The following is a 24871-nucleotide window of genomic DNA, read 5'->3' as shown; positions in this document are numbered from 1 at the left end:
CGCAATTTGCAGGAGAAGAACAGAGAGTAAGAGGTGTAGACAATGAAAATGGGAAAGAAACATCTGATCAGCCTTGTGACGGTGCTTTCCATCAGCCTGTCTCTGCTGGCCGGATGCAGCCAGCAAGGCGGAGGCACAGACAAGGGAGAATCGGAGGAAAAGGGCAAGGACAGCCTGGTGGTGGCCACCATGAGCGAGACTCCCACCCTGGGAGCCTACGATCACAACTCGGTGGCAGGCGACTATATGAACAAGCTGACTTATAGCACGCTCTTCCGCACCGATGCCGACCTGAACCCGGAGCCCAGCCTGGTGGATACTTATGAGAACACCAGCGATACCGAGTGGCTCTTCCATCTGAAGCAGGGTGTCAAGTTCCACGACGGCAGTGAGCTGACTGCTGAGGATGTGGCCGCTTCCATCACCTATTCCAAAACCTGCCCGGAAGTCAATCTGTACAACCGGTGCATTCTCACTGTGGAAGCGGTGGACAATTACACCGTCAAGATCGTCACCGACGGTCCGTCTGCAACCCTGCTGTACGATCTGTGCCATCACGCCAATGCCATCCTGCCCAAGAAGCTGCTGGACAGCGGCAATGATTTCAACGAAAACCCCATCGGTTCCGGCCCCTTCCAGTTTGTAGAGTGGAAGCGGGGCGACAGCGTGGAATTCAAGGCCTTTGAGGACTACTTCGGCGGCGCTCCGGCCATCAAGAGCATGACTTGGAAGATCATCCCTGAAGGCTCCTCCCGCACCATTGCTCTGGAAGCCGGAGAAGTGGATATGATCATCGAAGTGGAAGCCATGGATGTGGAGCGCATCGAAAGCAGCGATGAATTCACTTTGCTGAAGCATGATTCCACCAATATCAACTGGCTGATGCTCAACAACGAGAAGCCCGGCCTGGACAATCAGAATGTGCGTCATGCCATCAACTCGGCCATCAACCGTGACGATATCATCGCTGCAGCTCTCAACGGCATCGCCACCCCGGTATATTCCGCCAGCCCCATGGGCATGCTGGGCTCCACTGATGAAGGCGCCGATACCTTTGATGTGAAGAAGGCCCAGGAATATATGGATGCTTCCGGTGTGGACCCGGCTTCTGTGGAAATGAGCATCATCTGCTCCAATGATACCAAGAAGCGAGCCGCCGAAGTCATCCAGGCCAACCTGAGCGAGATCGGCATCAACTGCGAGATCGAGAGCATGGACCTGGCCACCTATCTTTCCGCCACAGCGGACGGCAACTACACCGCTTCCATCGGCGGTTATTCCCCCAGCGACATGGTCTCCTATCTGGTGGGTGTGTACCACAGCAAGTCCATCGGCGGGGCCAATACCACCCGGCTGAACGATCCCGAGGTGGATGCTCTCATCGATCAGGCGGCGGCCACTGTGGATCCTGCGGCCAGAGAAGTGATTCTGAAGCAGGCCACTGTGCGGCTCAACGAGCTGTGCTCCCAGGTTTCCCTGTATCAGAGCGTGCTGCTGCGGGCCTATGACAGCGATCTGCAGGGCGTGGCTATCAATGCCGGCGGCCATATCCGGTTTGAGGATATCAGCTGGAAGGCCTGATTGCAAAAGCGATTATAAGAAAAGAACCTCCCCGAAAACTGGTTTTCGGGGAGGTTTTCTTTTTATTCCGGTACGGAGTTCTGCACCTGAATGGGGATCTCCGGCATCAGCTCCCGGGAGATCACCTGGAGCATTTCCTCCAGCTTCTTCACATCCTCCGGAGGAAAGCGTTTTTCCACCCGCTGAAGCACGGTGGACAGATAAGTATAGCTTACATTGTAATAGTCCATATATTTCTGGGTAGGAACGATGTGGTATTCCCGCCGGTCGCTTTGGGACTGGACCTTTTTCAGATAGCCCTTTTGGATCAGGCTGTTCACCTTATAGGCGGCATTGGGGGGAGAAATGTGCACAAAACTGGCAAACTCGTTGACGGTGGGAGACCCCATAGCCTGGATGATCTCCATGCAGAAGGTCTCCACCGTGGTAAGAGTGGCTTCCCGGCTGCCGAATTTGCTGAAAACCTTCTGATAAAAATGAAGCTTGAATTTGGTATACACTTCGGAAAAACTTTGCTGCAGCATGCCCTGTGGCCCCTTTCTTGCGAACCTTTTTTAAACTATATCAGATTTGGGGCGAGGCATCAATGGGCCTTATTCCACGGCGAAGAGAAGTTCGGCAGTGGCGGCCAGCTGGCCGTCCACCTTGGCCGTAGCCTGGCCAATGCCCACCGAGCCCCGGATCTGGGTGAGAACGCACTCCAGCTCCAACACATCCCCCGGCACCACCTGGCGCTTGAAACGGGCTTTTTTGATGCCGCCGAACAGGGCAATGCGGCCTTTGTATTCCTCTTCACACAAAAGGATGACAGCGCCCACCTGGGCCATGGCTTCGATGATGAGAACACCGGGCATCACCGGTTTCTGGGGAAAGTGGCCCTGGAAAAAGGCCTCGTTGGCGCTGACGCATTTGCGGCCCACGGCCCGCACCCCCGGTTCCAGATGGGTGATCCGGTCTACCAGGAGAAAGGGGTAGCGGTGGGGCAGAATTTCTTTGATCTGATTGATATCCAGTTCCATTATTGTTGTTCCTCCTCAAAGGCGTGAAAAACCAGGCTGGCGTTGTGACCGCCAAAGCCCAGAGAATTGGACATGGCATAGGAGATGCTTTGATTTCGTCCGGTGTTGGGGACGATGTCCAGATCGCACTGTTCATCGGGTACCTGGTAATGGATGGTGGGGGGCAGGAAGCCTTCCTTCAGAGCCATCAGGGTGAAGATGGCTTCCACGGCGCCGGAAGCGCCCAGCAGATGGCCGGTCATAGACTTGGTGGAGCTCATGGCCAGCTTGTAGGCGTGATCGCCAAAGGCCTTTTTCACCGCCAGGGTTTCACCGGCGTCATTGAGGGAAGTGGAGGTGCCGTGGGCATTGATATAGCCGATTTGCTCCGGTTTGATGCCCGCATCTTCCAGGGCCATGGTCATGGCCTGGGCAGCGCCCCGGCCGTCGGGGCAGGGAGCGGTGATGTGGTGGGCGTCGCAGGTGGCGCCGTAGCCGGCCACCTCGCCCAGAATGACGGCGCCCCGGGCTTTGGCGTGTTCATAGCTTTCCAGCATCAGCATACCGGCGCCTTCGCCCATGACAAAACCGCTGCGTTCTTTGTCAAAGGGAATGGAGGCCCGGGCAGGATCGGGATTTACGCACAGGGCCTTGAGGGAGGTGAAGCCGCCCATGCCCAGAGGGGTGATGCTGGCTTCGGTACCGCCGCAGAGCATCACATCGGCATAGCCGTGGCGGATGTAACGCATGGCGTCGCCGATGGCATTGGTGCCCGAAGCGCAGGCCGTAACCGAACAGGAGCACATTCCCTGGAAGCCCAGCTGGATGGCGATATGCCCGGCGCTCATGTTGGCGATGGACATGGGGATAAAATAGGGAGATACCCGGTCCCAGCCCTTTTCATTGCCCTTAAGGCATTCGCTTTGAATGGTGGTCAGCCCGCCGATGCCGCTGGAAACCAGTACGCCGCAGCGGAGAGGATCTTCTTTCTCCATGTCGAGACCGCTCATCTGAAAGGCTTCCTGGGCGGCGGCAATGGCCATTTGGTTGCACCGATCCATTTTCCGGGCTTCCCGTTTGTCCATGTGGTTTTCTGCTTCAAAGCCGTGGGCTTCGCCGGCCAGCTTGACCTTCTGGCCTTCGGTGTCATACAAAGTGATGGGGCCGATGCCGCATTTGCCCTCTTTGGCGCCCTGCCAGGAGGCTGTAAGGCCGCAGCCCAGGGGGCTGATGATGCCCATGCCGGTGACGACCACTCTTCTGTTCTGATCCATGGTGTTTTCCTCCTTTAAACGGCCATGCCGCCGTCGACGCACAGCACCTGACCGGTGATGTAGCCGGCATCCGGCTGGGCGAAAAAGACAGCCGCCCGGGCCACATCCTCCGCCTGGCCCAGCTTGCCCATTGGGATGGAGGACAGCAGGCCTTCCCGGACCTTTTCCGGCAAAACGGCGGTCATATCGGTTTCGATAAAGCCAGGGGCCACCAGATTGACGGTGATGCCCCGGGCGGCCAGTTCTTTGGCAAAGGATTTGCTCATGCCGATGAGCCCTGCCTTGCTGGCGGCGTAGTTGGCCTGGCCGGCATTGCCACGCAGGCCCACAATGCTGGACAGGCAGATGATCCGTCCAAAGCGCTGCTTCATCATGGGACGGCAGGCAGCTTTCATGCACAGGAACGCTCCTTTCAGGTTGGCGTCCAGCACGGCGTCAAAGTCCTCTTCGCTCATGCGCATGGCCAAATTGTCCCGGGTGATGCCGGCGTTGCACACCAGGATATCCAATGTGCCCCAGGTTTTGAGCACTTTGTCCACCATGGCCTGAACATCGGCGGCCTTAGACACATCGCCTTGAATAGCTTCGGCTTCCACGCCTTTTTCCCGGCAGAGGCGGACGGTCTCCAAAGCGGCGTCTTCTCTCCCGGCGTAGCCTGCCAGCACATTGGCGCCCCGGGCGGCCAGTTCCAGGCAGATGGCCCGGCCGATTCCCCGGCTGCCGCCGGTGACCAGGGCATTTTTTCCCTTGAGATCCATGTCAATTCTCCTTTTTCAACAGTGTCACGGCGTCCTCCAGCTGCTGGGCTGTTTCCACCGGGATGGTTCTGATCTGGGGGGCGGTCTTTTTCACAAAGCCGGACAGGGCTTTGCCCGGCCCCGCTTCCACAATGGTATCAATGCCTGCATCGGCCATATGGCGGATGGTGTCTTCCATGTAGACGCTGGTCTGCACCTGGCGCACCAGAAGCTGGGGAATGGTTTCCTCTGCTGTTTTGGGCCGTCCCAGGCAGTTGAAATAGACGGGGAAAGCCATTTCGCCAAAGGAAAGACCGGCAAAATGCTCTTCCAGAGCCTTTCCGGCGGGGGCCATGAGAGGGGTGTGGAAGGGGCCGCTGACCTTCAAAGGCAGGCAGCGGCGAGCGCCGGCTTCCAGCGCCAGACGGCAGGCTTCCTCCGCCCCTTCCCGGCTGCCGCCGATGACGATCTGGCCGGGGCAGTTGTAGTTGGCCAGATAAACAGGGCCTTTCTCAGAGGCTTTCCGGCACACTTCTTCCAGGGTGTTCCGATCTAGGTTCAGCACGGCATACATGGCGCTTTCCATGCCCTGGGCGGCTTCTTCCATAGCCTTGCCCCGGAAAGCGGCCAGGGCGATGGCCTCCCGGGGAGTAAAGACCCCGGCGGCCTGGAGGGCGGAATATTCGCCCAGACTCAGTCCGGCGGCGGCCTGGGGAACAATGCCCCGCTCTTTCAAAAGGGCAGTGATCCCGACAGCAAAGGCCACCATGCAGGGCTGGGTGTACCGGGTCTGGGACAACTGGTCCTCCGGCCCATGGAAGCACAATTTTTTCAAATCAAAATCCACCGGCGCATCGTCCAGGATCTGGCGGAAGAGGGGATAGGTCTCATAGAGATCCTGCCCCATTCCGGCGTGCTGGCTGCCCTGTCCGGCGTATAAAAAAGCCAGTTTCATTCTTCGTTCCTCCAATCCCTCATCAGCTGCTCCATCAGCTGGGAAACGGTGGTCATTTTATTGATCTGTCCTACCTGGCCGCCGCAGAAAAACAGACCGTTTTCCCGGTCTCCCTGTACGGCACGGATCAGCGCCCGGGAGATGCAGTAGGGGGCGGTTTTGGGATCGCAGGGGGTGAGACAGGAAATGCACTTTTCCGGCTTCAGCCGCTTTTCCTTTTCCAGCCGCTGAAGCAGGGGGGTGCGCACCGCCCGGCCAGGCATGCCCACCGGACTGGGGATGATGCACACATCCTCGTCCCGGGCCTTCAGGATCACATTCTTGAAGCCCTGGCTGGCATCACATTCCTCGGTGGCGATAAAGGGAGTGGCAAGCTGCACGCCGTCGGCTCCGGCCTGGCGCAATTTGGCCATCTTTTCCCGGCCCCACACCCCTCCGGCGGCAAATACCGGAATGGCTTTTTTGTATTTTTCCCGGAAGGGAGCCAGGGCATCGCTCACTTCCTTCACAATGGTTTCCAAAGAGGGGGCGGTGTGCCGTGCCATTTGCTCATGAGAAAAGCCCAGATGTCCGCCGGCCTGGCTGCCCTCCACCACCACCAGGTCGGGAGTGCGATGGAACCGTTTGTCCCAGGCCCGGCAGATGAGAGACGCGGCCCGCCCGGAAGAGACGATGGGTCCCAGGGCCACCTTTTCCTCGGGAACGATGCCGGGCAGATCCATGGGCAAACCAGCGCCGGAGATCACCGCCTGCACACCGGCTTCCACCGAGGCGCGGATGCTGTCGGCATATTGCCGGGTGGCTACCATGGCGTTGATGGCCACGACCCCGGCCCCTTTGGCCAGGGAGAGGGCCTGTTGTACATGGTTTTTCAGCGCCCGCAGATTGGCTCCATTGGGATCGGTTTCAAAATCCGGCTCCTGAAAACCGGCGACGGCGGTGCTGATGGTGCCCAGTCCGCCCAAGGCTGCCACATGGCCAGCCAGCCGCCCCAGAGAGACGCCCACTCCCATACCGCCCTGGGCGATGGGGAGGGAAAGGGTGTGTCCGGCAAGAGAAAGGGTGCTCATTTTGTTTCCTCCGCCAAAGCCTGAAGCTGCCGGTTATAACCTGCCATCAGTTCTTCAAAGATTTGACGCAGGGGGCGGATTTCGTGGAGCTGACCCACCACTTGTCCGGCCATCAGGCTGCCATAGTCGGTGTCTCCTTCAAAGACCGCCCGGCGCAGACTGCCCAGGGTGTACTTTTCCAGCTCCATCTTGTCGGCGCCTGCCTTTTCCTGGGTGACATATTCCCGGGCCATCTTGTTTTTCAGAATGCGCACCGGTGTGCCGGCAATGCGTCCAGTGACCACGGTGTCGCTGCCCTTGGCTCCCAGCACGGCTTCCTTGTAGTTTTGGTGGATGGGGCATTCCTGGCTGGCCAGCAGACAGGTGCCCACTTGCACGCCGCAGGCCCCCAGAGCAAAGGCGGCCAGCAGCTGACGGCCATCGGCAATGCCGCCGGCGGCGATCACCGGGATGTTTACGGCGTCCACAACCTGGGGAACCAGGGCCATGGTGGTCATTTCGCCCACGTGGCCGCCACTTTCGGTACCCTCGGCCACGATGGCATCGGCGCCATAGTTTTCCAGGCGCTTGGCCAGCAGGGGAGCGGCCACCACCGGGATGACCTTGATACCCGCCTTTTTCCAGGCGTCCATATAGGGAGCCGGGCTTCCGGCGCCGGTGGTCACCACGGGCACCTGCTCTTCCACCACCACCTGGGCCATTTCCGCAGCGGCGGGGTTCATCAGCATGATGTTGACGCCGAAGGGCTTGTCGGTGAGCTCACGGCACTGGCGGATGTGCTGGCGCAGGGTGTGGGCGTCCATGCCGCCTGCGCCGATGAGCCCCAGGGCCCCGGCACTCGAGACGGCGGCGGCAAAGGGAGCGGTGGCGATGTTGGCCATACCGCCCTGAATGATGGGGAACTCAGTTCCCAGAAGTGCATTGAGTTTCATGGTGTGATCCTTTCTCTGTGTTTAAAAGGTGAGGAGACAGGCGCCCCAGGTCAGCCCGGCGCCAAAGCCCACGCAGAGCACCCGTTTGCCCGGGGAGAGCAGCCCGTCACGGGCCATTTCGTCCAGACAGATGGGGATGCTGGCGGCGCTGGTGTTGCCGTAGCAGCCGATGTTCTGATAAAAAAGCCCTTCCGGAGCCTGAAGTTTTTTGGCGGCGTAATCCAGAATGCGGCTGTTGGCCTGATGGCACACCACATGGTGGATCTGGGAGAGGGAAAGGTCGGTTTTCTCCAAAAGCCCATGAACGGCCCGGGGAATGATGTCCACAGCGAAGCGGAACACCGCTTTGCCGTCCATCTGCAGATGGCTGGGGTGAGGGCCGGGGCCTTCTGCCCAGATGCAGCTCTGGGCGCCATCGGAGCCCAGCAGACTGGCATAGGGATGCTCCGGGGAAAGAGTGACCACCGCCGCACCGGCCCCGTCTCCGAAGAGCACGCAGGTGCTCCGGTCGGAGAAATCCAGCACCTGGCTGATCTGCTCGGCGCCGATGACCAGGGCGTATTTGGTGTCGTGGGCTGTCAGCAGAGCCCGGGCGGTATCCAAAGCGTATAAAAAGCCGCTGCAGGCGGCGTTTAAGTCAAAACAGGGGATACCGTAGGGAAGTCCCAGTTCCTTTTGCACCAGGCAGGCCACAGAAGGGGTGGCCCACTGGGGGGTAAAGGTGGCTACAATGCAAAGGCCGATCTCGTCGGGTGAGATTCCGGATGCTTCCAGAGCCTTTTGCCCGGCCTGGGCGGCCAGGGTGGTACAGGTTTCCTCCTGGCACAGATGCCGGGTGTGGATGCCGGTACGGCTTGTGATCCACTCGTCACTGGTGTCCACAAACTGGCGCATATCCTCGTTTGTGAGCACCTTTCGGGGAAGGCTCCGGCCGGTGCCTAAAATCTGAAGTCCGGTCATTGGCTGTCCCTCCCGGCATCATATAAAAATCCATTGCCCATGGCCCGGTATTTGCCGAACCGGTGGCGCTGCAGGTCTTTGATCTTGGAAAGACGCTCCAGCTGCTCTGTCAGAGCGGCGTCCAGGCGGCGGTATATCTGCTTGGGGTTCTGGTGGGCGCCTCCCAGAGGCTCGGGGATGATTTCATCGATAACGCCCAGGTTCAGAAGATCCTGGGCGGTAAGGCCCATCACTTGGGCGGCTTCTCCGCTGCGGGAGGAATCCTTCCACAGAATGGAGGCGAAACCCTCGGGGGAGAGCACCGAATAAATAGCGTGCTCCAGCATGAGCACACTGTTGCCCATGCCCAGGGCCAAAGCGCCGCCGCTGCCCCCTTCGCCGGTGACCACCGCAATGAAGGGAACGGTCAGACGGCTCATGGCGGCCAGACAGTGGGCAATGGCGCTGCCTTGGCCCTTTTCCTCGGCGGCCATGCCCGGATAGGCTCCCGGAGTGTCGATAAAGGTGATGATGGGGCGGCGGAATTTTTCCGCCCCTTCCATCAGGCGCAGGGCCTTCCGGTAGCCCTCCGGGTTGGGCATGCCGAAATTGCACCTTAGGTTTTCCTGCAGGTCTTTTCCTTTCCGGTGGCCCATCACGGTCACCGGCTTGCCGTGAAACAGAGCAATGCCCCCATAAATACTGCCGTCCTCGGCGGACAGACGGTCTCCCTGCTGTTCAAAAAAATCGGTGAACAGAGCAGAGATATAGTCGGCGGTTCCGGGGCGGGAAGGGTGACGGGCCAGATAGACCTTGTCGGCGGGAGAAAGGGTGCGGCAGGCTTCCAGCAGCTGCTTCATGTCCCGCCGCAGCTGCTCCCGGCGGATCTGGCTGGCGGCATCGTCCCCCAGCTGACCGATCTGGGCACGGAGGGATTGGAGCTGACGCTCGGTTTGTTCCATCATACAGTTCATCGTTTTCTCCTTCCCCGGTGCAGGTCAAGCAGTCTGATGAGGGTGGGGCGCATCTGGGATCGGGGCACCACCTGATCCACAAAGCCGTGCTCCTGCAAAAATTCCGCCTGCTGAAAGCCCTGGGGCAGGCTTTGACCGATGGTCTGCTGAATGACCCGGGGGCCGGCAAAGCCGATGAGGGCCCCTGGCTCAGCCAGGGTGATATCCCCCAGGGAGGCAAAGCTGGCGGTGACGCCTCCGGTGGTGGGGTGGGTGAGGCAGACGATCAGAAGTCCGCCGGCCTGAGAGAATCGCTCTATGGCGGCGCTGGTTTTGGCCATCTGCATCAAAGACAGAATGCCTTCCTGCATCCGGGCTCCGCCGCTGGCGGTGAAGAGGATGAGGGGCAATTTATACTTCTGGGCTTTTTCGGCACACCGGGCGACTTTCTCTCCCAAAGCCACACCCATGCTGCCCATAAAGAAGCGGCTGTCCATCACGCCCACAATGACCCCATGGCCGCCGATGCGGCCTTTGGCGGTGACAATGCCTTCACTCAGGCCGGTGCTTTGCTGCTTGTTCAGCAGCTTTTTGGCGTAGCCGGGAAAGTGGAGAGGGTCCCGGGCGGTGAGATCCCGATCCAGTTCCCGGAAGCTGTGATCGTCCAGAATGGTTTTCAGGCGGTAATAGGCATCCATAGGGAAATGGTGGCCGCAGGAAGGGCAGACCCACATGGTCTCGGCCAGCTGCCGCCGGGTGAGGGCGGAGCCGCAGCCGGGACATTGGATAAAGGGATGGGACTCATTCACCGGCTGGGAGCCTGGATTCTGGGGGGCAGCGCCGTCCCGCATGGCCTTCAGCTGAAACAGCCGCTGGCGTTGAGAAGAAAAAAAGTTTGTCATGGGTCAATCACATCTCCTTCTCGACCCGGGGCTCCCACTGAAGCAGAGTGTCGAGATTCTGTTCCAGAAAACCGGTGTCATAATGGCCGCGGATGTAGTCGGGGTGATACAGGATCAGATGGGCCAGGGGGGCGGTGGTGGAATAGCCTTCGATCACCAGTTCCTCCAAGGCCCGGCGCATCCGCCGGATGGCTCCCAGCCGGGTGGGGGCGTGTGCAATGACTTTGGCGGCCAGAGAGTCATAATAGGGGCTCAGTTCATAGCCGGTGTAAAGGGCGGTATCTACCCGTACACCCGGGCCGCCGGGCAGATGGAGAAATTCCGTTTTTCCCGGACAGGGAAGAAAGCCCCGGCGGAAATCCTCTGCATTGATGCGGCACTCGATGGCGTGGCCTTCCAGGTGGATGTCCTCCTGGGAATAGGACAGGGGCAGTCCGGCCGCAATGCGGATCTGTTCCTGCACCAGGTCCACCCCGGTGACCATTTCGGTCACCGGATGCTCCACCTGGATACGGGTGTTCATTTCGATGAAATAATAGTGGTCTTCCTGGTCCATGACGAACTCAATGGTGCCGGCCCCCACATAGCCTGCCGCCTGGGCGGCCAGCACGGCATCCCGGCCCATTTGCTCCCGCAGAGCGGGGGTCAGGCCCCGGGCGGGGGATTCTTCCATCAGCTTCTGGTTTTTCCGCTGGATGGAGCAGTCCCGTTCGCCCAGATGAATCACATGCCCCTGGGAGTCGGCCAGGATCTGCACTTCAATATGCCGGGGATGGAGGATCAGCTTTTCCACATACATTTCATCGGAGCCGAAACAGGCCATGGATTCGGCCTGGGCGGCCTGGAAAGCGCTTTCCAGCTCTTCCGGCGCGTTCACACGGCGCATCCCCCGGCCGCCCCCTCCGGCGCTGGCTTTGATGAGCACCGGGTAGCCGGCCTTTTCTGCCGCCTGGCGGGCTTCCTCCACATCGGCCACCGGACCGGGGGAGCCGGGCACCACCGGCACGCCTTTCTGGGAAACCAGCTTTCGGGCGGCGGCTTTGTTTCCCATCTGGCGGATCACATGGCCCGAAGGGCCGATGAACTGAATGCCGCAGTCCCGGCACAGATCGGAAAACTCGGCGTTTTCCGACAGAAAGCCGTAGCCGGGGTGGATGGCCTGACAGCCGGTGAGCTGGGCGGCGGTGAGCAAGGCGCAGGCATTGAGATAGCTGTCCGCAGCCTTGGCCGGTCCGATGCACACCGCCTGGGTGGCCAGCTGAGCGGGCAGGCTGCCTTCGTCGGCCTGGGAATAGGCGGCTACCGTTTCGATGCCCATCTCCCGGCAGGCCCGGATGATGCGAAGGGCGATCTCTCCCCGGTTGCAAATCAGAATACGCTTGAACATATCAGCACTCCTTGAGGCGGAACAGGCTCTGGCCAAAGGAGACCAGCTGGCCGTTTTCTCCCAGAACCTCCAGCACCTGGCAGTCGAAGGGAGCGGGGACCTGGTTGATCATTTTCATGGCCTCGATCAGGCAAAGGGTATCGCCTTTTTGCAAATGTTTTCCCACCGGAGCGAAAGGTTCCTCTCCCGGGGCGGGAGCTACATAAAAAGTGCCCACCAGAGGGGCGGTGACTTCCTTGCCCTCTTTCTCAGGAGCGGGAGCCGGGGCTGCGGGGGCGGTGTTCTGAATGGCAGGAGCGGCCGGGGCCATGGGGACGGCCGCCGGGGGAGCCGGGGGCAGGGGAGCCGCCGGACCTTTCCGCAGGGTGATCTTTTCTTCCCCTGTTCGGTAACAAAGCTCCCAAAGACCGCTTTGATCAAAGCGGTCCATGAGAGCGAACAGTTCAGCTTGGGTCATGGGTGTTCCCTCCCGGGAGATTTAGTGATTGGCTTCCAGGTAGCTGACGATATCGCCCACTGTTTTCATCTGGGTGAGGGCATCATCGGGGATGGAAACGCCCAGGGAATCCTCCAGAGCCAGCTGCAGCTCCACGGCGTCCAGGCTGTCGGCGCCCAGAGTCTCGGTGAGGGAGGCCTCCATGGTCACATCGTCGGCGCTGCAATCCAGGGTGTCCACAATGATCTCTTTCACTTTGTCAAACATGATAAAATCCTCATTTCTTTTCATAAATTGGTTCAAATATTTTAGTTAAAAAATTTTAAATAAAATATTTTAAGCAATATTCTAACAGAAGGAAGCAAAATGTCAAGGGGAAAAAAGAAAAAACCGCCTCTCCCGAAGGAGGGGCGGCATCGGTATTATATAAGGAAGAAAAATCAGATTTTTTCTTCTCTGCGGCACAGATTCAGATATTGGTTGCGGGCGTCTTTCAGGCTGGCCAGCAGGGCGCGCTGGGTCAGGGCAAAGTACCGGCAGCGGATGATTTTTTCCAATTCATCCATGTCCTCACCCAGGCGCTTGCCCACGATGAGGGAGTGGACAAACCGGTCGGTCATGGGCAGAATGGTGTTGCACTGGGCGTCTTCAATGCGCCCTGTTTTCCGGTTGACGATCAGTCCCAGGTAAAAGACGCCGTGAACCAGGGAGATGGCGTCCTCCTTGGCGGGGCGGGCCTGGCCGGTGATGAAAACGGTATCAGGGGAATAGTCCATACAAAATGCCCTCCAAACCCCGGCAGGGCCGGGAAAAATCAGATATAGTATACCACCATCTTTCCCTCCTTGACAAAGGTCTTTTGCGGGGGCTATAATAACGGCAGAATCAAATAGAGTTTTACCGCTGGGGCGGGCCTTTGCCGGCTCTGCCCAACGGCGGTAAGATCCGTTGGAAGCGTCTGGGCGACCAGGCGTTTTTGGCGGATCTTTTTTTGCGAAATATGGGGGATATTGGTATGGAAAAGAGCGAAGAACTGGCGCAGATTCTCACCTGGGACCCGGGAGAGCGGGGGCTTTTGGGGAAATTGCCTCTGGCCGATCTGGACGCCATGGTAGACGAGATGATAGACGCCAAAAAGGTGATGATCCTCACCGGATTTCCCGTGGCGGCAGCAGAGGTGGGGGAGACCGACGGCCCGGTGGGGGCAGCTCATATTGCCCATGGCCTGACCCAGCTGGGAAAAGAAGTGACGGTGGTCACCGACCGGTGGAGTATGCCTTTGGTGGAAGCGGCCTGCCGCCATAGAGCGCCCGGGGCCTCCTGCCGCTGTGTAGAGCAGGAGCGGGCCAGGGAAGACTGTGAAAAGCTCCTTTCAGAAAAGCCTGATCTGGTCATTGCCATCGAGCGGCCCGGCAAGGGAGAGGATGGCCATTACCACAATATGCGGGGTCAGGTGATCGATCATCTGGTGGCCGACACCGATCTGCTGCTGGAAAAGGCTCCCCGCTCCATTGCCATTGGCGATGGGGGCAATGAACTGGGGATGGGCACATTCTCCCGGCAGATCCGGGAGGGAGTGCCCCATGGGGAAAAAATCTGTGCCAAGGTGAGGGCCGATCATGCCCTGGCCTCCGGTGTGTCCAACTGGTGGGGATGGGGTGTGGAAGCCCTGCTCAGCCGCCGCACCGGCCGGTGGCTGCTTCCCGACGACGAGCAGGAAGAGCAGCTGCTTTCCCGGGTGGTGGAAGCCGGGGGAGTGGACGGGGTTACCGGGAAACGGCAGAGCAGTGTGGACGGACTGAGTCTGGATGAAAATCTCCAGGTGCTCCGGCAGCTGCGTCAGGCGATCCAGCCGGTTCAGGCGGCGCTGTAACCCAGAAAGGGAAAGGAGTGGGGAAAAATGAGACTGGAAGAAATGGAAGGCCTGACGCCCCAGCAGGTACGCCGGATCATCCGGCGGGGGGAGTATGACGGCCCCACGGCAGGACTGTGCATGGGATATGCCCAGTGCAATCTGGTGGTGCTGCCCAAAGAGTACGCCTACGATTTTTTGCTCTTTGCCCAGAGGAACAGCCGGGCCTGCCCGGTGCTGGAGGTCAGCGAGGCGGGAAGCCGCAGCTTGTCCTTTTTGGCGCAGGATGTGGATATTGCCCGGGATTTTCCCCGATACCGGCTGTATCGGAACGGGGAACTGGCCGGGGAATACACCCAGGTGGAGGATCTTTGGCGGGATGATCTGGTGAGCTTTCTCATCGGGTGCAGTTTTTCCTTTGAAGCGGCCCTGCTGGAGGCCGGAGTGCCGGTACGCCATATTGAGCAAGGGCGGAATGTGCCCATGTACCGCACCAACATCCCTTGTCATAGCGCCGGGGTTTTTCATGGGAATATGGTGGTGAGTATGCGTCCCATGCCTCCTTCCCAGGTGGTGCGGGCGGTGACCGTCACCGCCGCCATGCCCCGGGTCCACGGTGCGCCGGTTCACATCGGTTCTCCGGCGGAGATCGGCATTGCGGATATTACTCGGCCTGATTACGGCCAGGCGGTGGATATCGCCCCTGGGGAAGTGCCGGTGTTCTGGCCCTGCGGCGTTACCCCGCAGAATGTGCTGGAGGAGGCCAGACTGCCCTTTGCCATCACCCATGCTCCCGGGCATATGCTCATCACCGACGTCAAAAACAGCCAGCTGAAAGATTGAATGAGAAAAAGGGCGCCGAAAGTTCCCGGCGCTCTTGCTTTTTGGTAAGGGTTCGGAGTACACTGATTGTAATCAGAAAAGGAGGAATGCGCCATGCTGTTCGGATACGATAAGGAACATTTTATCACACTTCCCACACCCATCCAGCATCTGCCTGCCATTTCGGCCATGACCGGCTGCGAGTTTTTCATCAAGCGGGACGATATGACCGATCTGGGGATGGGCGGCAACAAGCTGCGGAAGCTGGAATACCTTTTGTGGGATGCCAAAAGGCAAGGGGCCACACTGCTTCTCACCTACGGCGGAGCCCAGACCAACCACGGCCGGCTCACAGCGGCAGTGGCCGCCAGATATGGCATGAAATGCGCCATCCTCTGCCTGGACGATCATCCGGAAGGCATCAATGCCAATATTTTGCTGGACCGGATCATGGGGGCCGAGGTATGGGTCAAGCCCAGCGATGGTTCCGATGAAGGAGAGCAGAACAAACTCTTTGGCCAGCAGGTGCGGGAGCACTATGAAAAGCAGGGAGAAAAGGTTTATGAGATCCCGGTGGGCGGTTCCAATACCGTGGGACTGCGGGGGTATTTTGAGTGCGCTCTGGAGATGAAGGATCAGCTGGCAAAGATGGATCTTTCTCCGGACTATATCGCCTGTGCCGCCGGAAGCCTGGGCACTTACCTGGGGCTTTTCATGGGGGCACGGTATGCAGGTCTTTCTTCTAAAGTGCTGGGTGTGGCCATCTCTCCCTTTGGTGAGCCTAAGGAGAAGCGGCTGATGGAATATTACCGGGAAGCCTGCCAGGAGTTCGGTTTGCCGGAAGATGCCAAACGGGAAGATTTCTTCATTGAAAAGGGCTATGTGGGAGAAGGGTACAACTCGGTGGACGAGAGGGCCCGCCAGGCCATTTACACCATGGGTCAGAAGGAAGCTATTCTGCTGGATCCTTGTTATACCGGAAAAGCTTTCGGCGGCCTTCTGGATATGGCGGAGACGGGAAAGATCCCCAAGGGCAGCAAGGTGCTCTTCCTCCACACCGGCGGCACGCCGGCCCTTTACAATCCCAAGCACCGCAGGGCTATGGAGCAGGAATTGAAAGCGGGTCTCCACCTGCTGTAAGAAAGGGGAAAACAGATGGAGTTGGGGCTCTGTTTGACTCTGTGTACCTTGGGAGGTGCCTTTTGGATCCCCGGGTTGCTATTGACTTTTATTGCGGCAAAAAGAAGGAGAAACTGCACTGCGTTGGCCCAGGGCGTGGTGGTGGACATCAAAAGCAGAAGCACCTCTGACGGGCTGACTTTTTATCCGGTGTATCAATATGAAACGGAAGGGATGGTCTGCCAGGGAAAAGGAGCGGGAAGATCCCCTATGCCTTTGAAACAGGGGGATCGAATCACGGTTTGTTACGATCCTCGCCGCCCTCAACGATCCTATATCAAAGGGTATGACAGCAGAGTGTATCGGGCCCTCAGCGTCTGTTTTGGGGTGATGGGGGCCATACCCATTCTCATTTGCCTGGGCATTGCGTTGCTGAGCTAGAAAGCCTGCCGGATCAGCGTGAAGAAAGAAGAGAAAAGGGAAAAATTTGCTTTATCCTTCAACAATCTGCAAAAAGCCGCTTTTGCTGCTGTTTCGATGTAACCCCCGGCCGGAATTTTCCGGCCGGGGGTTTGTATGTGAGAGGGGAAGAGGGCATACACTTCTTTTGAGGTGATGGAATGAAAATGCTGTGGTCTTTGCTCTTTGTGTGGGTGGTGGGAAGCGCCTCCCATTTCTTTTACGAATGGTCGGGAGAAAATCCCCTGGTGGGACTGCTGTTTGCCAGCAGCGAAAGCGTGTGGGAGCACAGCAAGCTGGGATTCTGGCCGTTGTGTCTGGTGATTTTGTGGCTGGGAAAGGGAGCGGGGGCAAATTGGGCCACATTGGCCTGGGCCATGGCCTGCGGTACTTTGTTTTATCTGGTGCATCAGATCGGGGCATTTTATGCCTATACCAGCGCCCTGGGCATCACAAGCTGCCTGCCGGTGGATATCCTGATCTATCTGCTGGCTTCGGCCGGAGGGCTGCGGATGGGATATCGGCTCCTGGGTCAGCCCCGGCCTTTGTGGCAGGGAGCCTTGGGAGTGGGGATTCTGTGCTTTCTGGCCCTTTCCCTTGTGGTGTTCACCAGGGAAAGTCCCGCTCTGCCTCTGTTCTGGGATCCGGCAAAAAAATAAGAATGGAAAAGCGGTGCAGTCTGCGCCGCTTTTTCTCTTTATAATCTTTATAATAAAAGAGGAGAAGGCGGCAAAGAATTGACTTAATACTGTAAAACAGCGTATAATGTCTCTGATTATGGAGGAAATGCTATGGCAGAGATCACAGTCAATCAACTGAACAAATATTACAGCGATTTTCACCTTCTGGAGGATATTTCCTTTGAGCTATATCCCGGCCAGCGGGTGGGGATCGTCGGCCCCAACGGCTGCGGTAAAACCACCCTGTTCAACATCCTCATGGGCAAAGAGGGCTATGACACTGGCGAAGTAAATATCCGGGATGGGGCCCGGATTGCCCTTTTGGATCAGCTGCCGGAGTATGCACCGTCTGTCACCGTGCGCCAGGTGCTCATGCAGGCCTTTGAGGATATCCTGAATATGGGGGAAAAGCTGCGGCAGCTGGAAGGGCGCATGGCCGAGGGCACAGCCACTCCTCAGGAGCTGGATCAGTACGCCCGGCTGCAAACTGCCTTTGAGACCGCCGGGGGTTATGAGCTGGAGGTCAAATACAACCGGATGACAAACGGTCTGGACATTCCTCCCGAGATGCAGGAGCGATCCTTCATGAGCCTGTCCGGCGGGGAAAAGACCAGAGTAAATCTGGCCCGGGTCATTTTGATGGAAACCGACATCCTGCTTTTGGACGAGCCCACCAACCACCTGGATCTCCATTCCATCGAATGGTTGGAGGAATACCTCAATTCTTTCAAAGGCGCCGTGCTCATCATCTCCCATGACCGGTATTTTCTCGACCGGGTGGCCCAGAAAATCTTTGAGATCCAGGAGGGAAAGCTGACAGTCTATTCCGGCAATTATAGCTATTATGTGGACAAAAAGCAGGAGCTGATGGAGCAGCTGGAGGCCGCAAAACGCCGCCAGGACAAAGAGATCGCCCGTCTCAGCTTTACCGTGGAACGGATGAAGGGCTGGGGCATGGGCAATGCCAAGCTGATGAAGCGGGCCTTTGCCATGGAGCGCCGTCTCCAGCGGATCGAGCGGGTCAAGACCATCCGCCAGGAACATAAGATGAAAAACCGCTTCAAGGAAGCGGGCCGTTCGGGGGACGAAGTCTATCAGCTCTCCGGCCTGCAGACGGGTTATGACCATCCCTTCCACCAGCCTTTGGACAAGATCATCCTCCGGGGCGAACGGGTGGCGGTGATCGGAGACAATGGCTGCGGCAAAACCACCCTGGTCAGCACCCTTCTGGGCAAGCTGCCTCCCTTTGCCGGCCGGATCTATGAAGGGGCCGGACTGCGGGTGGGGTACCTGCCTCAGGTGGTGGAGTTTGCCCACCCGGAGCGGAACATCCTGGATACCATGCTTTATGAGACCAACCTGGATGTGCAGGACAGCCGGGACCGGCTGGCGGCCTATGGCTTTCAGGGGGAGACGGTGTTCAAGGAAGTGTCGGTGCTCTCCGGCGGGGAAAAGGCCCGGCTGAAGCTGTGCATCTTTATGAACAGCGAGATCAACACATTGTTTCTGGACGAACCCACCAACCATTTGGATATCCTTACCAAGGAATGGATTGAGGATGCCATCGACGATTTTAGCGAGACCATGATCTTCGTTTCCCATGACCGATATTTTATCAACCGGTTCGCCACCCGGATCTGGGCCTTTGAAAACGGAGAGATCCAGGATTATATCGGCACCTATGAGGAATACCAGCAGGCCAAAAGGCGGCAGCAGGCCCAGATGCAGAGCATGATTCCGGAAAAGACAGAAAAGCCGGAGAAGGCGGAGAAAAAAGAAAAGAGCCGCAGCGGTGGAAAAGAGACCCGGGAGAGCCGGAAAATGCGCCGGGAAGTGGAAAAGCGCATCGGAGCTTTGGAAAAACGGCTGGAAGAGCTGGACGGGGAAATGGAAGAGTGCGGCAGCGACCATGTGCGCCTGGCCGCTTTGTATGAAGAAAAGGAAGAGACGGAAAACCAGCTTTTGGAGCTTTATGAAAAGCAGGAGGAACTTGCGCTTTTGGCGGAGGAATAAACCATGTTGCAGATTGAGCATTTTACCAAAGAATATGGCAGCAAAGTGGCGGTGAACGATTTGTCTCTGGAGATCTGCTCCGGGGAGATTTTCGGATTCATCGGCCACAACGGAGCCGGAAAGACCACCACCATCAAGGCCGTGGCCGGCATTCTGCCCTTTCAGAAGGGAGAGATCCGGGTGGATGGCATTTCGGTGCGGGAAAACCCGCTGGAATGCAAAAAACGCCTGGCTTATATCCCAGACAATCCGGATCTCTATGAGTTTTTGACAGGAATCCAGTATTTGAATTTCATTGCTGATATTTTCCAGGTTCCCAAACGGGAGAGGGAAGAGCGGATCGGCAAATACAGCGATCTGTTCGGCCTCACCGGAGATCTGGGCAGCACGGTGAGCACCTATTCCCATGGCATGAAGCAGAAGCTGGCTTTGATTGGCGCGCTGATTCACGAGCCCAAGCTGCTTTTGATGGACGAGCCTTTTGTGGGACTGGATCCCAAGGCCGCCCATGATCTGAAAATGATCATGACAGACATCTGTCAAAAGGGCGGCGCCATTTTCTTTTCCACCCATGTGCTGGAAGTGGCGGAAAAGCTGTGCCACAAGGTGGCCATCATCAAGGAAGGCAAACTGGCTGCCTGCGGCACCATGGAAGAAGTGAAGGGGAACGAATCTCTGGAACAGGTATTTTTGGAGCTGGTAGACGATGAGAAATCTTAAGATATTGCTGGCTGTCAAGCTGCGGGGGGCGCTGTATGCCCCCGGGCGCCGGGGAAAGAAAGCCTCTTTGGGGCGGAAGATCCTCATGGGCTTTCTGTTCCTTTATGTGATAGGGGTGATGATGGCTCTGTTCGGAGCTACCACCGCAGGACTGGTGTCCAGTCTGGCCCCCCTGGGTTTGTCCTGGATGGCGCTGGCCGTAGGGGCTTTTTCTTCGGCGGCCCTTTGCTTTATTTTGACGGTATTCAGTATGCAGTCCCAGATCTTCCAGGCCAAAGACGGAGATCTGCTGCTGTCTTTGCCGGTGACCCCTTTGCAGATCGCCGCCAGCCGTCTGCTCAGCCTGCTTTTGCTGGAATATGCCTATAACGCTTTGGTGATGATCCCCACGGTGGGCGTCTATTGTTATCTTGTGCGGCCGGGGCTGTCCTTTTATCCCATGCTGTTGGTGCTTCTTCTGGCGCTGCCGCTGCTGCCGCTGTCCCTGGCCGGGGCGGTAGGGTATCTGCTGGCGCAGGTGGGACGGCTTTTGGGCCGGGGCAAAAATATCATCATGCTGCTGCTCACCGCCGCCGCCTTTCTGGTCTATCTCTATTTCTGCATGAATCTCAACAGCTATATCACCCTGCTGATCCAGCGGGGAGAGGAGCTGTCCCATGTGTTCCGCAAGGCCATGCCGCCTTTTTACCATTTTGCCATTGCCTTGGAGCAGGGGTCTTTTTCCTCCTTCCTCTGGGCAGTGCTGTGGGGCATCCTGCCGGCCGGCGTGCTTTTGTGGCTGGTACAGAAAGGGTTTCTCGACCTGCGGAGCACATCCGGCGTCAAAGCAGTTTATCGGAAGAAGCCTTTGCGGGTCAGCTGCCCTTGGGTGGCGGTGTGCCGGAAAGAAGGCGCCCGGCTTTTGTCCATGCCCACCTATCTGTTCAACTGCGGCATCGGCGCTTTGCTGATGGTGGCCATGGCGGTGATGGTAGTCTGGAAGGGGACCGATGCCTTACAGGCCTTGGGTGCAGTTCCTCAGATCCAGGAGCTGATTGCGCCGGCTCTCATGGCCGCCATGTGCTTCTGTGCCGCCACCACCTGCACTACATCCCCCAGCATCTCGCTGGAGGGGAACCGGCTGTGGGTGCTGCGCAGCAGCCCCCTTTCGCCCCGGGATGTGTTCTTGGGGAAGCTGGCGGTCAACATGATCCTGCTTCTGCCGGCCGTGGCGGTCAGCGTGATCCTTCTGGCCTTTTCGAAGGGATTTTCTCTTTTGGATCTGGTGCTGTTTTTCCTGGTGCCCAGTTTGCTGGGATTGCTCATCGCCCTGTTTGGCCTGTATGCCAACCTGCTCTGGCCCCGGCTGGATTATACCAGTGAAAATGCTGTGGTCAAACAGAGCGCCAGCGTGATGGCGGCCAGCTTTGGAGGAATGGGGGCCATGCTGGCCTTGAGCCTTTGCTACTGGTTTTTGGCCCGGAAAGTGATGAGCTACCATGTCTATTGCTTTTGTGCCTTGGTGGTGCTGATGGTGGGTTGTATCCTGCTGTGGCGGCTGATCCTTACAAAGGGCGCTGAGGAATATGAGCAGCTTTAAAAAATAAATCTGTTTTCCGGTTGACAAAGCGGGAAAACAGGACTATGCTGAAAACGAAAACAAAATAGCGAAACCGTTGAAGCGGAGATAAGGGCAATGATGCCTTTACAGAGAGCCTGGGAAGCTGAGAGCCGGGTGAGAAACAAGTTGTCAAATGGACCGCTGAGGGCGCAGTCAAATGGAACAGATCTGTTCCAGAGTATTCTGCGACGGGAAGGCATCCGTCAGTTGCCGGGGATATGTTGGTATCCTGCAAAGCGCATAGGGTCTCCTATGAATCAAGGTGGCACCGCGGATAAGATGGTTTTATTCGCCCTTGACAGAACATCATTCTGTCAAGGGCGTTTTTTCGTTCCTTTGGCAGAAAACACAGAAAGAAGGAGCGATGGAAATGAGCAAAATCATTCTGACAGGGGACCGACCCACAGGCCGGCTGCATCTGGGGCATTATGTAGGCTCTCTGCACCGGCGGGTGATCCTTCAGGATTCCGGGGAGTATGACAAGATTTTTATTATGATCGCCGATGCCCAGGCGCTGACAGACAATTTTGACAATCCGGAAAAAATCCGGCAGAACATCATTGAGGTGGCGCTGGACTATTTGTCTGCTGGACTAGACCCCCGGGTTTCCACTTTGTTTGTGCAGTCCCAGATCCCGGAACTGACCGAGCTGACTTTTTACTATCTGAATCTGGTCACCGTTTCCCGCCTTTATCGGAATCCCACGGTGAAAGCCGAGATCCAACTGCGGAATTTTGAAGCCAATATTCCGGCAGGTTTTCTTTGTTACCCGGTGAGTCAGGCAGCGGATATCACCGCTTTCCATGCCACCGATGTGCCGGTGGGGCAGGATCAGCTGCCCATGTTGGAGCAGACCCGGGAAATCGTGCGCCGGTTCAATGCCATATACCAGCCCATCCTTACAGAGCCGGAGGCTCTTTTGGAAGAAAACAGCGTTTATCAGCGGCTGCCGGGCACCGATGGTAAGGCTAAGATGAGCAAATCTCTGGGCAACTGCATCTATCTGGCCGATCCGCCCCAGGTGGTGGAGGAAAAAATCATGAATATGTACACCGATCCCTTGCATGTAAAAGTATCGGACCCGGGACATATTGAGGGCAATACGGTCTTTACCTATCTGGATGCTTTTTGCCGCCCAGAGCATTTTCCGGAGTTTCTGCCGGAGTATGAGAGTTTGGAGCAGCTGAAAGCCCATTATCAGAAAGGGGGACTGGGCGATGTGAAGATCAAACGGTTCCTCAACCGGATCCTGCAGAAGGAGCTGGAGCCCATCCGCCGGCGGCGGAAGGAATATGAAAAGGACATCGGGGCAGTGTATCAGATTCTGAAGGAGGGCAGCCAGAAAGCCCGGAATACCGCCGGGGCCACGGTGGATCAGGTGAAACGGGCCATGCGGATCGACTACTTTCAGGATGGGGAATTGATCAAAGCTCATATGGATAAATATGAGAACGAAAACCGCTGATAAAAAAGCAAGAGCCGCCCCGGAAGGCGGCTCTTGCTTCAGACTGTCGAGAAACCTACATAACGAAAAAGATCGTTTGCCCTACCTCTCATCAATCCGCAAAAAGCCGCGACCTGTGCGTGGCTTTTTGCACCTATCAAGGGGCCAGTGTGCGCCGAAGGCGTGCATGCAGCCCCTTGCAAAACCTCGAAAAAGTGACCTAAGTCACTTTTTTCGACACGCTCAGCAAGAGCCGCCCCTGGGAGGGCGGCTCTTGCTTTTGAAAAGAGAGGTATAAAGAGGGAATGGACAGAATCTTTCACTGGGAAAGACACTGTCGGTAGAAAGGGCTTGGTTAGGGCTGCACAGTGGTATCGTCCGTAGTGGCGGAAGAATCATTGTTCAGCGAGGAATCACCGGTGTCAGTGGTACCGGTGGTATCCGAGCTGGAGTCATCTGCCAGATCGGACGAGCTGTCGTCGCTCAGAGAGCCTGTGCTGTCATCTGCATCGTTGAGATCATCGGATACTGTGCCGGAGGAATCCTCATCGGTATCGGTGATGCTGGAGGAATCTGTGCTTTCGGTATTGTCGGAGACATTGCCGGACACATCACTGGTATCACTGGTTTGACTGGAAGTGTCCTGGGTGTCGTCCTTGCTGGAACAGGCCGCTGCCGACAAAAGCAGTGCGGAAGCCATCAGCAAGGCGAAAAAGCGTTTCATGCTGTGTTCTCATCCTTTCTTCGCTGAAGGGGGTTGTGTGTTCCTCAAGGCGTCCCCTGAGGATGTTCCCACTTTACCAGGGATTTATGAACAAAAAAGCCTCCAAAATATGAAATAAGGATGAAAGAATTGTTACATAAAAAGAAGGCGGTACAAACCGCCTTCTTTTGCCCGGTTAGTTTTTCTGGGCGCTGTCGGTGTTGCTTTCGGTGGCTTCCTTGCCTTCTTCAATGGCGTTATCCACCATGTCTTTGCCTTCGTCCACCATATCCTTGCCTTCGTCCACGATGTCGTCTCCGGCATCTTTCAGATCATCGCCCATGTCATTGAGATCGTTTTCGGTGTCGTTCCTATCATCCTGGACAGAATCCTGATTGGTATCGGTGCCGGTGTTGGCATCGTTTTTGCTGGAGCAGGCCGAGGCCATCATCAGCATGGCACAGGCCATCATCAGTGCAAACAGCTTCTTTTTCATAAAAGCATTGATCCTTTCTTTCGCGGCGCCGCCGCATTATTTCTGGTTTTCCATCACCCAGTGCATTTCCTCCCGGACGCTTTGTTCATCGGGAAGAGGAGCGTGAGTGAGGGGTCGCACCCGGTCCCGCCGCATTCCTGCGGATGTGCAGACCGTTTTCACCGGGACCTTTTTGGCCCCATTGGTGCGCTGTTTTTCATTCATGTGGAAAACCTCCTTTGCAGGCAGTTGTATTTTCTCCGGAAATGCGTATACTATTCCTGCAATCATGGGAGATCGATGAGGGGAATGACTGTATTTTGCCCGGGAAAAACCCCGCTATGCAGGGAGAAAGTTTTGTTTGACAAGGCTGCTTTCTGTTGGTATAATCATCTCGTAATATTCTGGAATGAACGATCGTCTCACATTTTTTTGTAAGTCATTGTCCTGCTCCTGATGATTTGCAAAAGGGTGTGAGATTTTTTTACACCGGAATTATTCAAAACAGAAATGGGAGGTACCTATCATGACCGGTACAGTAAAATGGTTCAACGACGAAAAGGGCTACGGCTTCCTGTCCTGCGACGAGGGCGGCGAGGATGTGTTTGTGCATTTCTCCGCTATCCAGGCTGAAGGCTTCCGCACTCTGAAGGAAGGCCAGCAGGTGAGCTTTGATGTGGAGCCCGATCCCAAGAACAGCGAAAAGCTGCGGGCTGCCAATGTGGTAGTGCTCTAAGAGCCAGTGAAAAGGGCCGTTGCGGAAGGGATTCTGCGGCGGCCTTTTTGTCATATTCCCAAAGGATCAGCGGAGGAAGATCTC

At 57.2% G+C, this 24871-nt stretch carries 28 protein-coding genes; 11 read left to right on the top strand and 17 right to left on the bottom strand.

What is annotated here, in order from left to right:
* Positions 1-42 precede the first annotated feature (42 nt).
* Positions 43-1581, top strand: coding sequence for an ABC transporter substrate-binding protein (locus H6A25_RS04370; RefSeq protein ID WP_204750782.1), 1539 nt, complete (start codon positions 43-45; stop codon positions 1579-1581).
* A gap of 62 nt (positions 1582-1643) precedes the next feature.
* Here H6A25_RS04370 and H6A25_RS04365 read toward each other — a convergent pair whose 3' ends face one another.
* The 14 genes from H6A25_RS04365 to H6A25_RS04300 all read right to left on the bottom strand — a co-directional run bounded on the left by H6A25_RS04365 (position 1644) and on the right by H6A25_RS04300 (position 12940).
* A complete protein-coding gene (locus H6A25_RS04365) occupies positions 1644-2105 on the bottom strand; it encodes a MarR family winged helix-turn-helix transcriptional regulator (RefSeq protein ID WP_204750781.1) in 462 nt (153 codons plus the stop codon).
* A gap of 69 nt (positions 2106-2174) precedes the next feature.
* Entirely contained in the window at positions 2175-2600 is a 426-nt protein-coding gene (gene fabZ, locus H6A25_RS04360; RefSeq protein ID WP_204750780.1) for a 3-hydroxyacyl-ACP dehydratase FabZ, read from the bottom strand.
* Positions 2600-3853 (bottom strand): beta-ketoacyl-ACP synthase II, encoded by a 1254-nt coding sequence (gene fabF, locus H6A25_RS04355; protein WP_204750779.1) that lies wholly within the window; start codon positions 3851-3853, stop codon positions 2600-2602. Before fabF ends, fabZ begins: the two co-directional genes overlap by 1 nt.
* Positions 3854-3867: 14 nt before the next feature.
* A complete protein-coding gene (fabG, locus tag H6A25_RS04350) occupies positions 3868-4611 on the bottom strand; it encodes a 3-oxoacyl-[acyl-carrier-protein] reductase (RefSeq protein WP_204750778.1) in 744 nt (247 codons plus the stop codon).
* A gap of 1 nt (position 4612) precedes the next feature.
* The gene (gene fabD / locus H6A25_RS04345; protein ID WP_204750777.1) at positions 4613-5545 is read right to left on the bottom strand and encodes an ACP S-malonyltransferase; all 933 of its coding nucleotides are present in this window, start codon (positions 5543-5545) and stop codon (positions 4613-4615) included.
* Complete coding sequence (locus tag H6A25_RS04340; protein ID WP_204750776.1) at positions 5542-6615, bottom strand: NAD(P)H-dependent flavin oxidoreductase; 1074 nt, start codon at positions 6613-6615, stop codon at positions 5542-5544. Before H6A25_RS04340 ends, fabD begins: the two co-directional genes overlap by 4 nt.
* Positions 6612-7547 carry a DUF561 domain-containing protein gene (locus H6A25_RS04335; RefSeq protein ID WP_204750775.1) on the bottom strand — a complete coding sequence of 312 codons (936 nt, stop codon included), beginning with the start codon at positions 7545-7547 and terminating at the stop codon, positions 6612-6614. Before H6A25_RS04335 ends, H6A25_RS04340 begins: the two co-directional genes overlap by 4 nt.
* Before the next feature lie 21 nt (positions 7548-7568).
* On the bottom strand, positions 7569-8507 hold the full coding sequence (locus H6A25_RS04330) for a beta-ketoacyl-ACP synthase III (protein WP_204750774.1): 939 nt from the start codon (positions 8505-8507) through the stop codon (positions 7569-7571).
* A complete protein-coding gene (locus H6A25_RS04325) occupies positions 8504-9451 on the bottom strand; it encodes an acetyl-CoA carboxylase carboxyltransferase subunit alpha (RefSeq protein WP_204750773.1) in 948 nt (315 codons plus the stop codon). The genes H6A25_RS04330 and H6A25_RS04325 overlap by 4 nt, the downstream gene beginning before the upstream one ends.
* Positions 9452-9456: 5 nt before the next feature.
* Complete coding sequence (gene accD / locus H6A25_RS04320) at positions 9457-10341, bottom strand: acetyl-CoA carboxylase, carboxyltransferase subunit beta (RefSeq protein ID WP_204750772.1); 885 nt, start codon at positions 10339-10341, stop codon at positions 9457-9459.
* A gap of 7 nt (positions 10342-10348) precedes the next feature.
* On the bottom strand, positions 10349-11728 hold the full coding sequence (gene accC / locus H6A25_RS04315) for an acetyl-CoA carboxylase biotin carboxylase subunit (RefSeq protein ID WP_204750771.1): 1380 nt from the start codon (positions 11726-11728) through the stop codon (positions 10349-10351).
* Position 11729: 1 nt separating this feature from the next.
* A complete protein-coding gene (gene accB, locus H6A25_RS04310; RefSeq protein ID WP_204750770.1) occupies positions 11730-12185 on the bottom strand; it encodes an acetyl-CoA carboxylase biotin carboxyl carrier protein in 456 nt (151 codons plus the stop codon).
* Between the two features lie 21 nt (positions 12186-12206).
* Complete coding sequence (acpP, locus tag H6A25_RS04305) at positions 12207-12431, bottom strand: acyl carrier protein (RefSeq protein ID WP_207750815.1); 225 nt, start codon at positions 12429-12431, stop codon at positions 12207-12209.
* A gap of 173 nt (positions 12432-12604) precedes the next feature.
* Positions 12605-12940 (bottom strand): DUF3870 domain-containing protein, encoded by a 336-nt coding sequence (locus tag H6A25_RS04300; RefSeq protein ID WP_204750769.1) that lies wholly within the window; start codon positions 12938-12940, stop codon positions 12605-12607.
* Between the two features lie 239 nt (positions 12941-13179).
* On the opposite strand from H6A25_RS04300, the gene H6A25_RS04295 reads away from it, so the two are divergent.
* The 9 genes from H6A25_RS04295 (at position 13180) to trpS (ending at position 22894) form a co-directional block, all read left to right on the top strand.
* Positions 13180-14037: a DUF4392 domain-containing protein gene (locus H6A25_RS04295; protein ID WP_204750768.1), complete on the top strand. Its 858-nt coding sequence runs from the start codon at positions 13180-13182 to the stop codon at positions 14035-14037.
* A 27-nt stretch (positions 14038-14064) separates the two neighbouring features.
* The gene (locus H6A25_RS04290) at positions 14065-14859 is read left to right on the top strand and encodes a putative hydro-lyase (protein ID WP_204750767.1); all 795 of its coding nucleotides are present in this window, start codon (positions 14065-14067) and stop codon (positions 14857-14859) included.
* Between the two features lie 93 nt (positions 14860-14952).
* Entirely contained in the window at positions 14953-15978 is a 1026-nt protein-coding gene (locus H6A25_RS04285; RefSeq protein WP_204750766.1) for a 1-aminocyclopropane-1-carboxylate deaminase/D-cysteine desulfhydrase, read from the top strand.
* Positions 15979-16101: 123 nt separating this feature from the next.
* Positions 16102-16398 (top strand): DUF3592 domain-containing protein, encoded by a 297-nt coding sequence (locus H6A25_RS04280; protein WP_430651161.1) that lies wholly within the window; start codon positions 16102-16104, stop codon positions 16396-16398.
* 179 nt (positions 16399-16577) lie between these two features.
* A complete protein-coding gene (locus H6A25_RS04275; protein ID WP_204750764.1) occupies positions 16578-17075 on the top strand; it encodes a DUF6512 family protein in 498 nt (165 codons plus the stop codon).
* A gap of 132 nt (positions 17076-17207) precedes the next feature.
* Positions 17208-19109 (top strand): ABC-F family ATP-binding cassette domain-containing protein, encoded by a 1902-nt coding sequence (locus H6A25_RS04270; RefSeq protein ID WP_204750763.1) that lies wholly within the window; start codon positions 17208-17210, stop codon positions 19107-19109.
* Positions 19110-19112: 3 nt separating this feature from the next.
* Complete coding sequence (locus tag H6A25_RS04265) at positions 19113-19829, top strand: ABC transporter ATP-binding protein (RefSeq protein ID WP_204750762.1); 717 nt, start codon at positions 19113-19115, stop codon at positions 19827-19829.
* Positions 19816-21408, top strand: coding sequence for a hypothetical protein (locus H6A25_RS04260; RefSeq protein ID WP_204750761.1), 1593 nt, complete (start codon positions 19816-19818; stop codon positions 21406-21408). Before H6A25_RS04265 ends, H6A25_RS04260 begins: the two co-directional genes overlap by 14 nt.
* A gap of 391 nt (positions 21409-21799) precedes the next feature.
* Positions 21800-22894, top strand: coding sequence for a tryptophan--tRNA ligase (trpS, locus tag H6A25_RS04255; RefSeq protein WP_204750760.1), 1095 nt, complete (start codon positions 21800-21802; stop codon positions 22892-22894).
* Between the two features lie 334 nt (positions 22895-23228).
* On the opposite strand, the gene H6A25_RS04250 is transcribed toward trpS, so the two are convergent.
* The 3 genes from H6A25_RS04250 to H6A25_RS04240 form a co-directional block, all read right to left on the bottom strand.
* Entirely contained in the window at positions 23229-23597 is a 369-nt protein-coding gene (locus tag H6A25_RS04250; protein WP_204750759.1) for a hypothetical protein, read from the bottom strand.
* A 175-nt stretch (positions 23598-23772) separates the two neighbouring features.
* The gene (locus H6A25_RS04245) at positions 23773-24072 is read right to left on the bottom strand and encodes a YtxH domain-containing protein (protein ID WP_204750758.1); all 300 of its coding nucleotides are present in this window, start codon (positions 24070-24072) and stop codon (positions 23773-23775) included.
* Positions 24073-24108: 36 nt separating this feature from the next.
* A complete protein-coding gene (locus H6A25_RS04240; RefSeq protein ID WP_204750757.1) occupies positions 24109-24276 on the bottom strand; it encodes a hypothetical protein in 168 nt (55 codons plus the stop codon).
* 298 nt (positions 24277-24574) lie between these two features.
* Here H6A25_RS04240 and H6A25_RS04235 point away from each other — a divergent pair, with 298 nt between their 5' ends.
* On the top strand, positions 24575-24787 hold the full coding sequence (locus H6A25_RS04235) for a cold-shock protein (protein WP_118426254.1): 213 nt from the start codon (positions 24575-24577) through the stop codon (positions 24785-24787).
* Positions 24788-24871 lie beyond the last annotated feature (84 nt).

Origin of the sequence: Intestinimonas butyriciproducens, from assembly GCF_016901775.1 — a bacterium.
GTDB lineage: Bacteria > Bacillota > Clostridia > Oscillospirales > Butyricicoccaceae > Pseudobutyricicoccus.
The sequence above is the reverse complement of the archived record's forward strand: the minus strand, read 5'-3'. Positions and strand labels throughout refer to the sequence as shown.

What these genes read in the sequence shown, in the direction of transcription:
- accC (WP_204750771.1), bottom strand. Translation starts at nt 11,728, where the DNA reads ATGTTCAAGCGTATTCTGATTTGCAACCGGGGAGAGATCGCCCTTCGC.
- H6A25_RS04270 (WP_204750763.1), top strand. Translation starts at nt 17,208, where the DNA reads ATGGCAGAGATCACAGTCAATCAACTGAACAAATATTACAGCGATTTT.
- H6A25_RS04240 (WP_204750757.1), bottom strand. Translation starts at nt 24,276, where the DNA reads ATGAATGAAAAACAGCGCACCAATGGGGCCAAAAAGGTCCCGGTGAAA.
- H6A25_RS04300 (WP_204750769.1), bottom strand. Translation starts at nt 12,940, where the DNA reads ATGGACTATTCCCCTGATACCGTTTTCATCACCGGCCAGGCCCGCCCC.
- H6A25_RS04330 (WP_204750774.1), bottom strand. Translation starts at nt 8,507, where the DNA reads ATGACCGGACTTCAGATTTTAGGCACCGGCCGGAGCCTTCCCCGAAAG.
- H6A25_RS04265 (WP_204750762.1), top strand. Translation starts at nt 19,113, where the DNA reads ATGTTGCAGATTGAGCATTTTACCAAAGAATATGGCAGCAAAGTGGCG.
- trpS (WP_204750760.1), top strand. Translation starts at nt 21,800, where the DNA reads ATGAGCAAAATCATTCTGACAGGGGACCGACCCACAGGCCGGCTGCAT.
- H6A25_RS04260 (WP_204750761.1), top strand. Translation starts at nt 19,816, where the DNA reads ATGAGAAATCTTAAGATATTGCTGGCTGTCAAGCTGCGGGGGGCGCTG.
- fabZ (WP_204750780.1), bottom strand. Translation starts at nt 2,600, where the DNA reads ATGGAACTGGATATCAATCAGATCAAAGAAATTCTGCCCCACCGCTAC.
- H6A25_RS04325 (WP_204750773.1), bottom strand. Translation starts at nt 9,451, where the DNA reads ATGATGGAACAAACCGAGCGTCAGCTCCAATCCCTCCGTGCCCAGATC.
- fabF (WP_204750779.1), bottom strand. Translation starts at nt 3,853, where the DNA reads ATGGATCAGAACAGAAGAGTGGTCGTCACCGGCATGGGCATCATCAGC.
- H6A25_RS04335 (WP_204750775.1), bottom strand. Translation starts at nt 7,547, where the DNA reads ATGAAACTCAATGCACTTCTGGGAACTGAGTTCCCCATCATTCAGGGC.
- H6A25_RS04275 (WP_204750764.1), top strand. Translation starts at nt 16,578, where the DNA reads ATGAAAATGCTGTGGTCTTTGCTCTTTGTGTGGGTGGTGGGAAGCGCC.
- accB (WP_204750770.1), bottom strand. Translation starts at nt 12,185, where the DNA reads ATGACCCAAGCTGAACTGTTCGCTCTCATGGACCGCTTTGATCAAAGC.
- fabG (WP_204750778.1), bottom strand. Translation starts at nt 4,611, where the DNA reads ATGGATCTCAAGGGAAAAAATGCCCTGGTCACCGGCGGCAGCCGGGGA.
- H6A25_RS04295 (WP_204750768.1), top strand. Translation starts at nt 13,180, where the DNA reads ATGGAAAAGAGCGAAGAACTGGCGCAGATTCTCACCTGGGACCCGGGA.
- H6A25_RS04285 (WP_204750766.1), top strand. Translation starts at nt 14,953, where the DNA reads ATGCTGTTCGGATACGATAAGGAACATTTTATCACACTTCCCACACCC.
- accD (WP_204750772.1), bottom strand. Translation starts at nt 10,341, where the DNA reads ATGACAAACTTTTTTTCTTCTCAACGCCAGCGGCTGTTTCAGCTGAAG.
- acpP (WP_207750815.1), bottom strand. Translation starts at nt 12,431, where the DNA reads ATGTTTGACAAAGTGAAAGAGATCATTGTGGACACCCTGGATTGCAGC.
- H6A25_RS04250 (WP_204750759.1), bottom strand. Translation starts at nt 23,597, where the DNA reads ATGAAACGCTTTTTCGCCTTGCTGATGGCTTCCGCACTGCTTTTGTCG.
- H6A25_RS04370 (WP_204750782.1), top strand. Translation starts at nt 43, where the DNA reads ATGAAAATGGGAAAGAAACATCTGATCAGCCTTGTGACGGTGCTTTCC.
- H6A25_RS04290 (WP_204750767.1), top strand. Translation starts at nt 14,065, where the DNA reads ATGAGACTGGAAGAAATGGAAGGCCTGACGCCCCAGCAGGTACGCCGG.
- fabD (WP_204750777.1), bottom strand. Translation starts at nt 5,545, where the DNA reads ATGAAACTGGCTTTTTTATACGCCGGACAGGGCAGCCAGCACGCCGGA.
- H6A25_RS04365 (WP_204750781.1), bottom strand. Translation starts at nt 2,105, where the DNA reads ATGCTGCAGCAAAGTTTTTCCGAAGTGTATACCAAATTCAAGCTTCAT.
- H6A25_RS04245 (WP_204750758.1), bottom strand. Translation starts at nt 24,072, where the DNA reads ATGAAAAAGAAGCTGTTTGCACTGATGATGGCCTGTGCCATGCTGATG.
- H6A25_RS04340 (WP_204750776.1), bottom strand. Translation starts at nt 6,615, where the DNA reads ATGAGCACCCTTTCTCTTGCCGGACACACCCTTTCCCTCCCCATCGCC.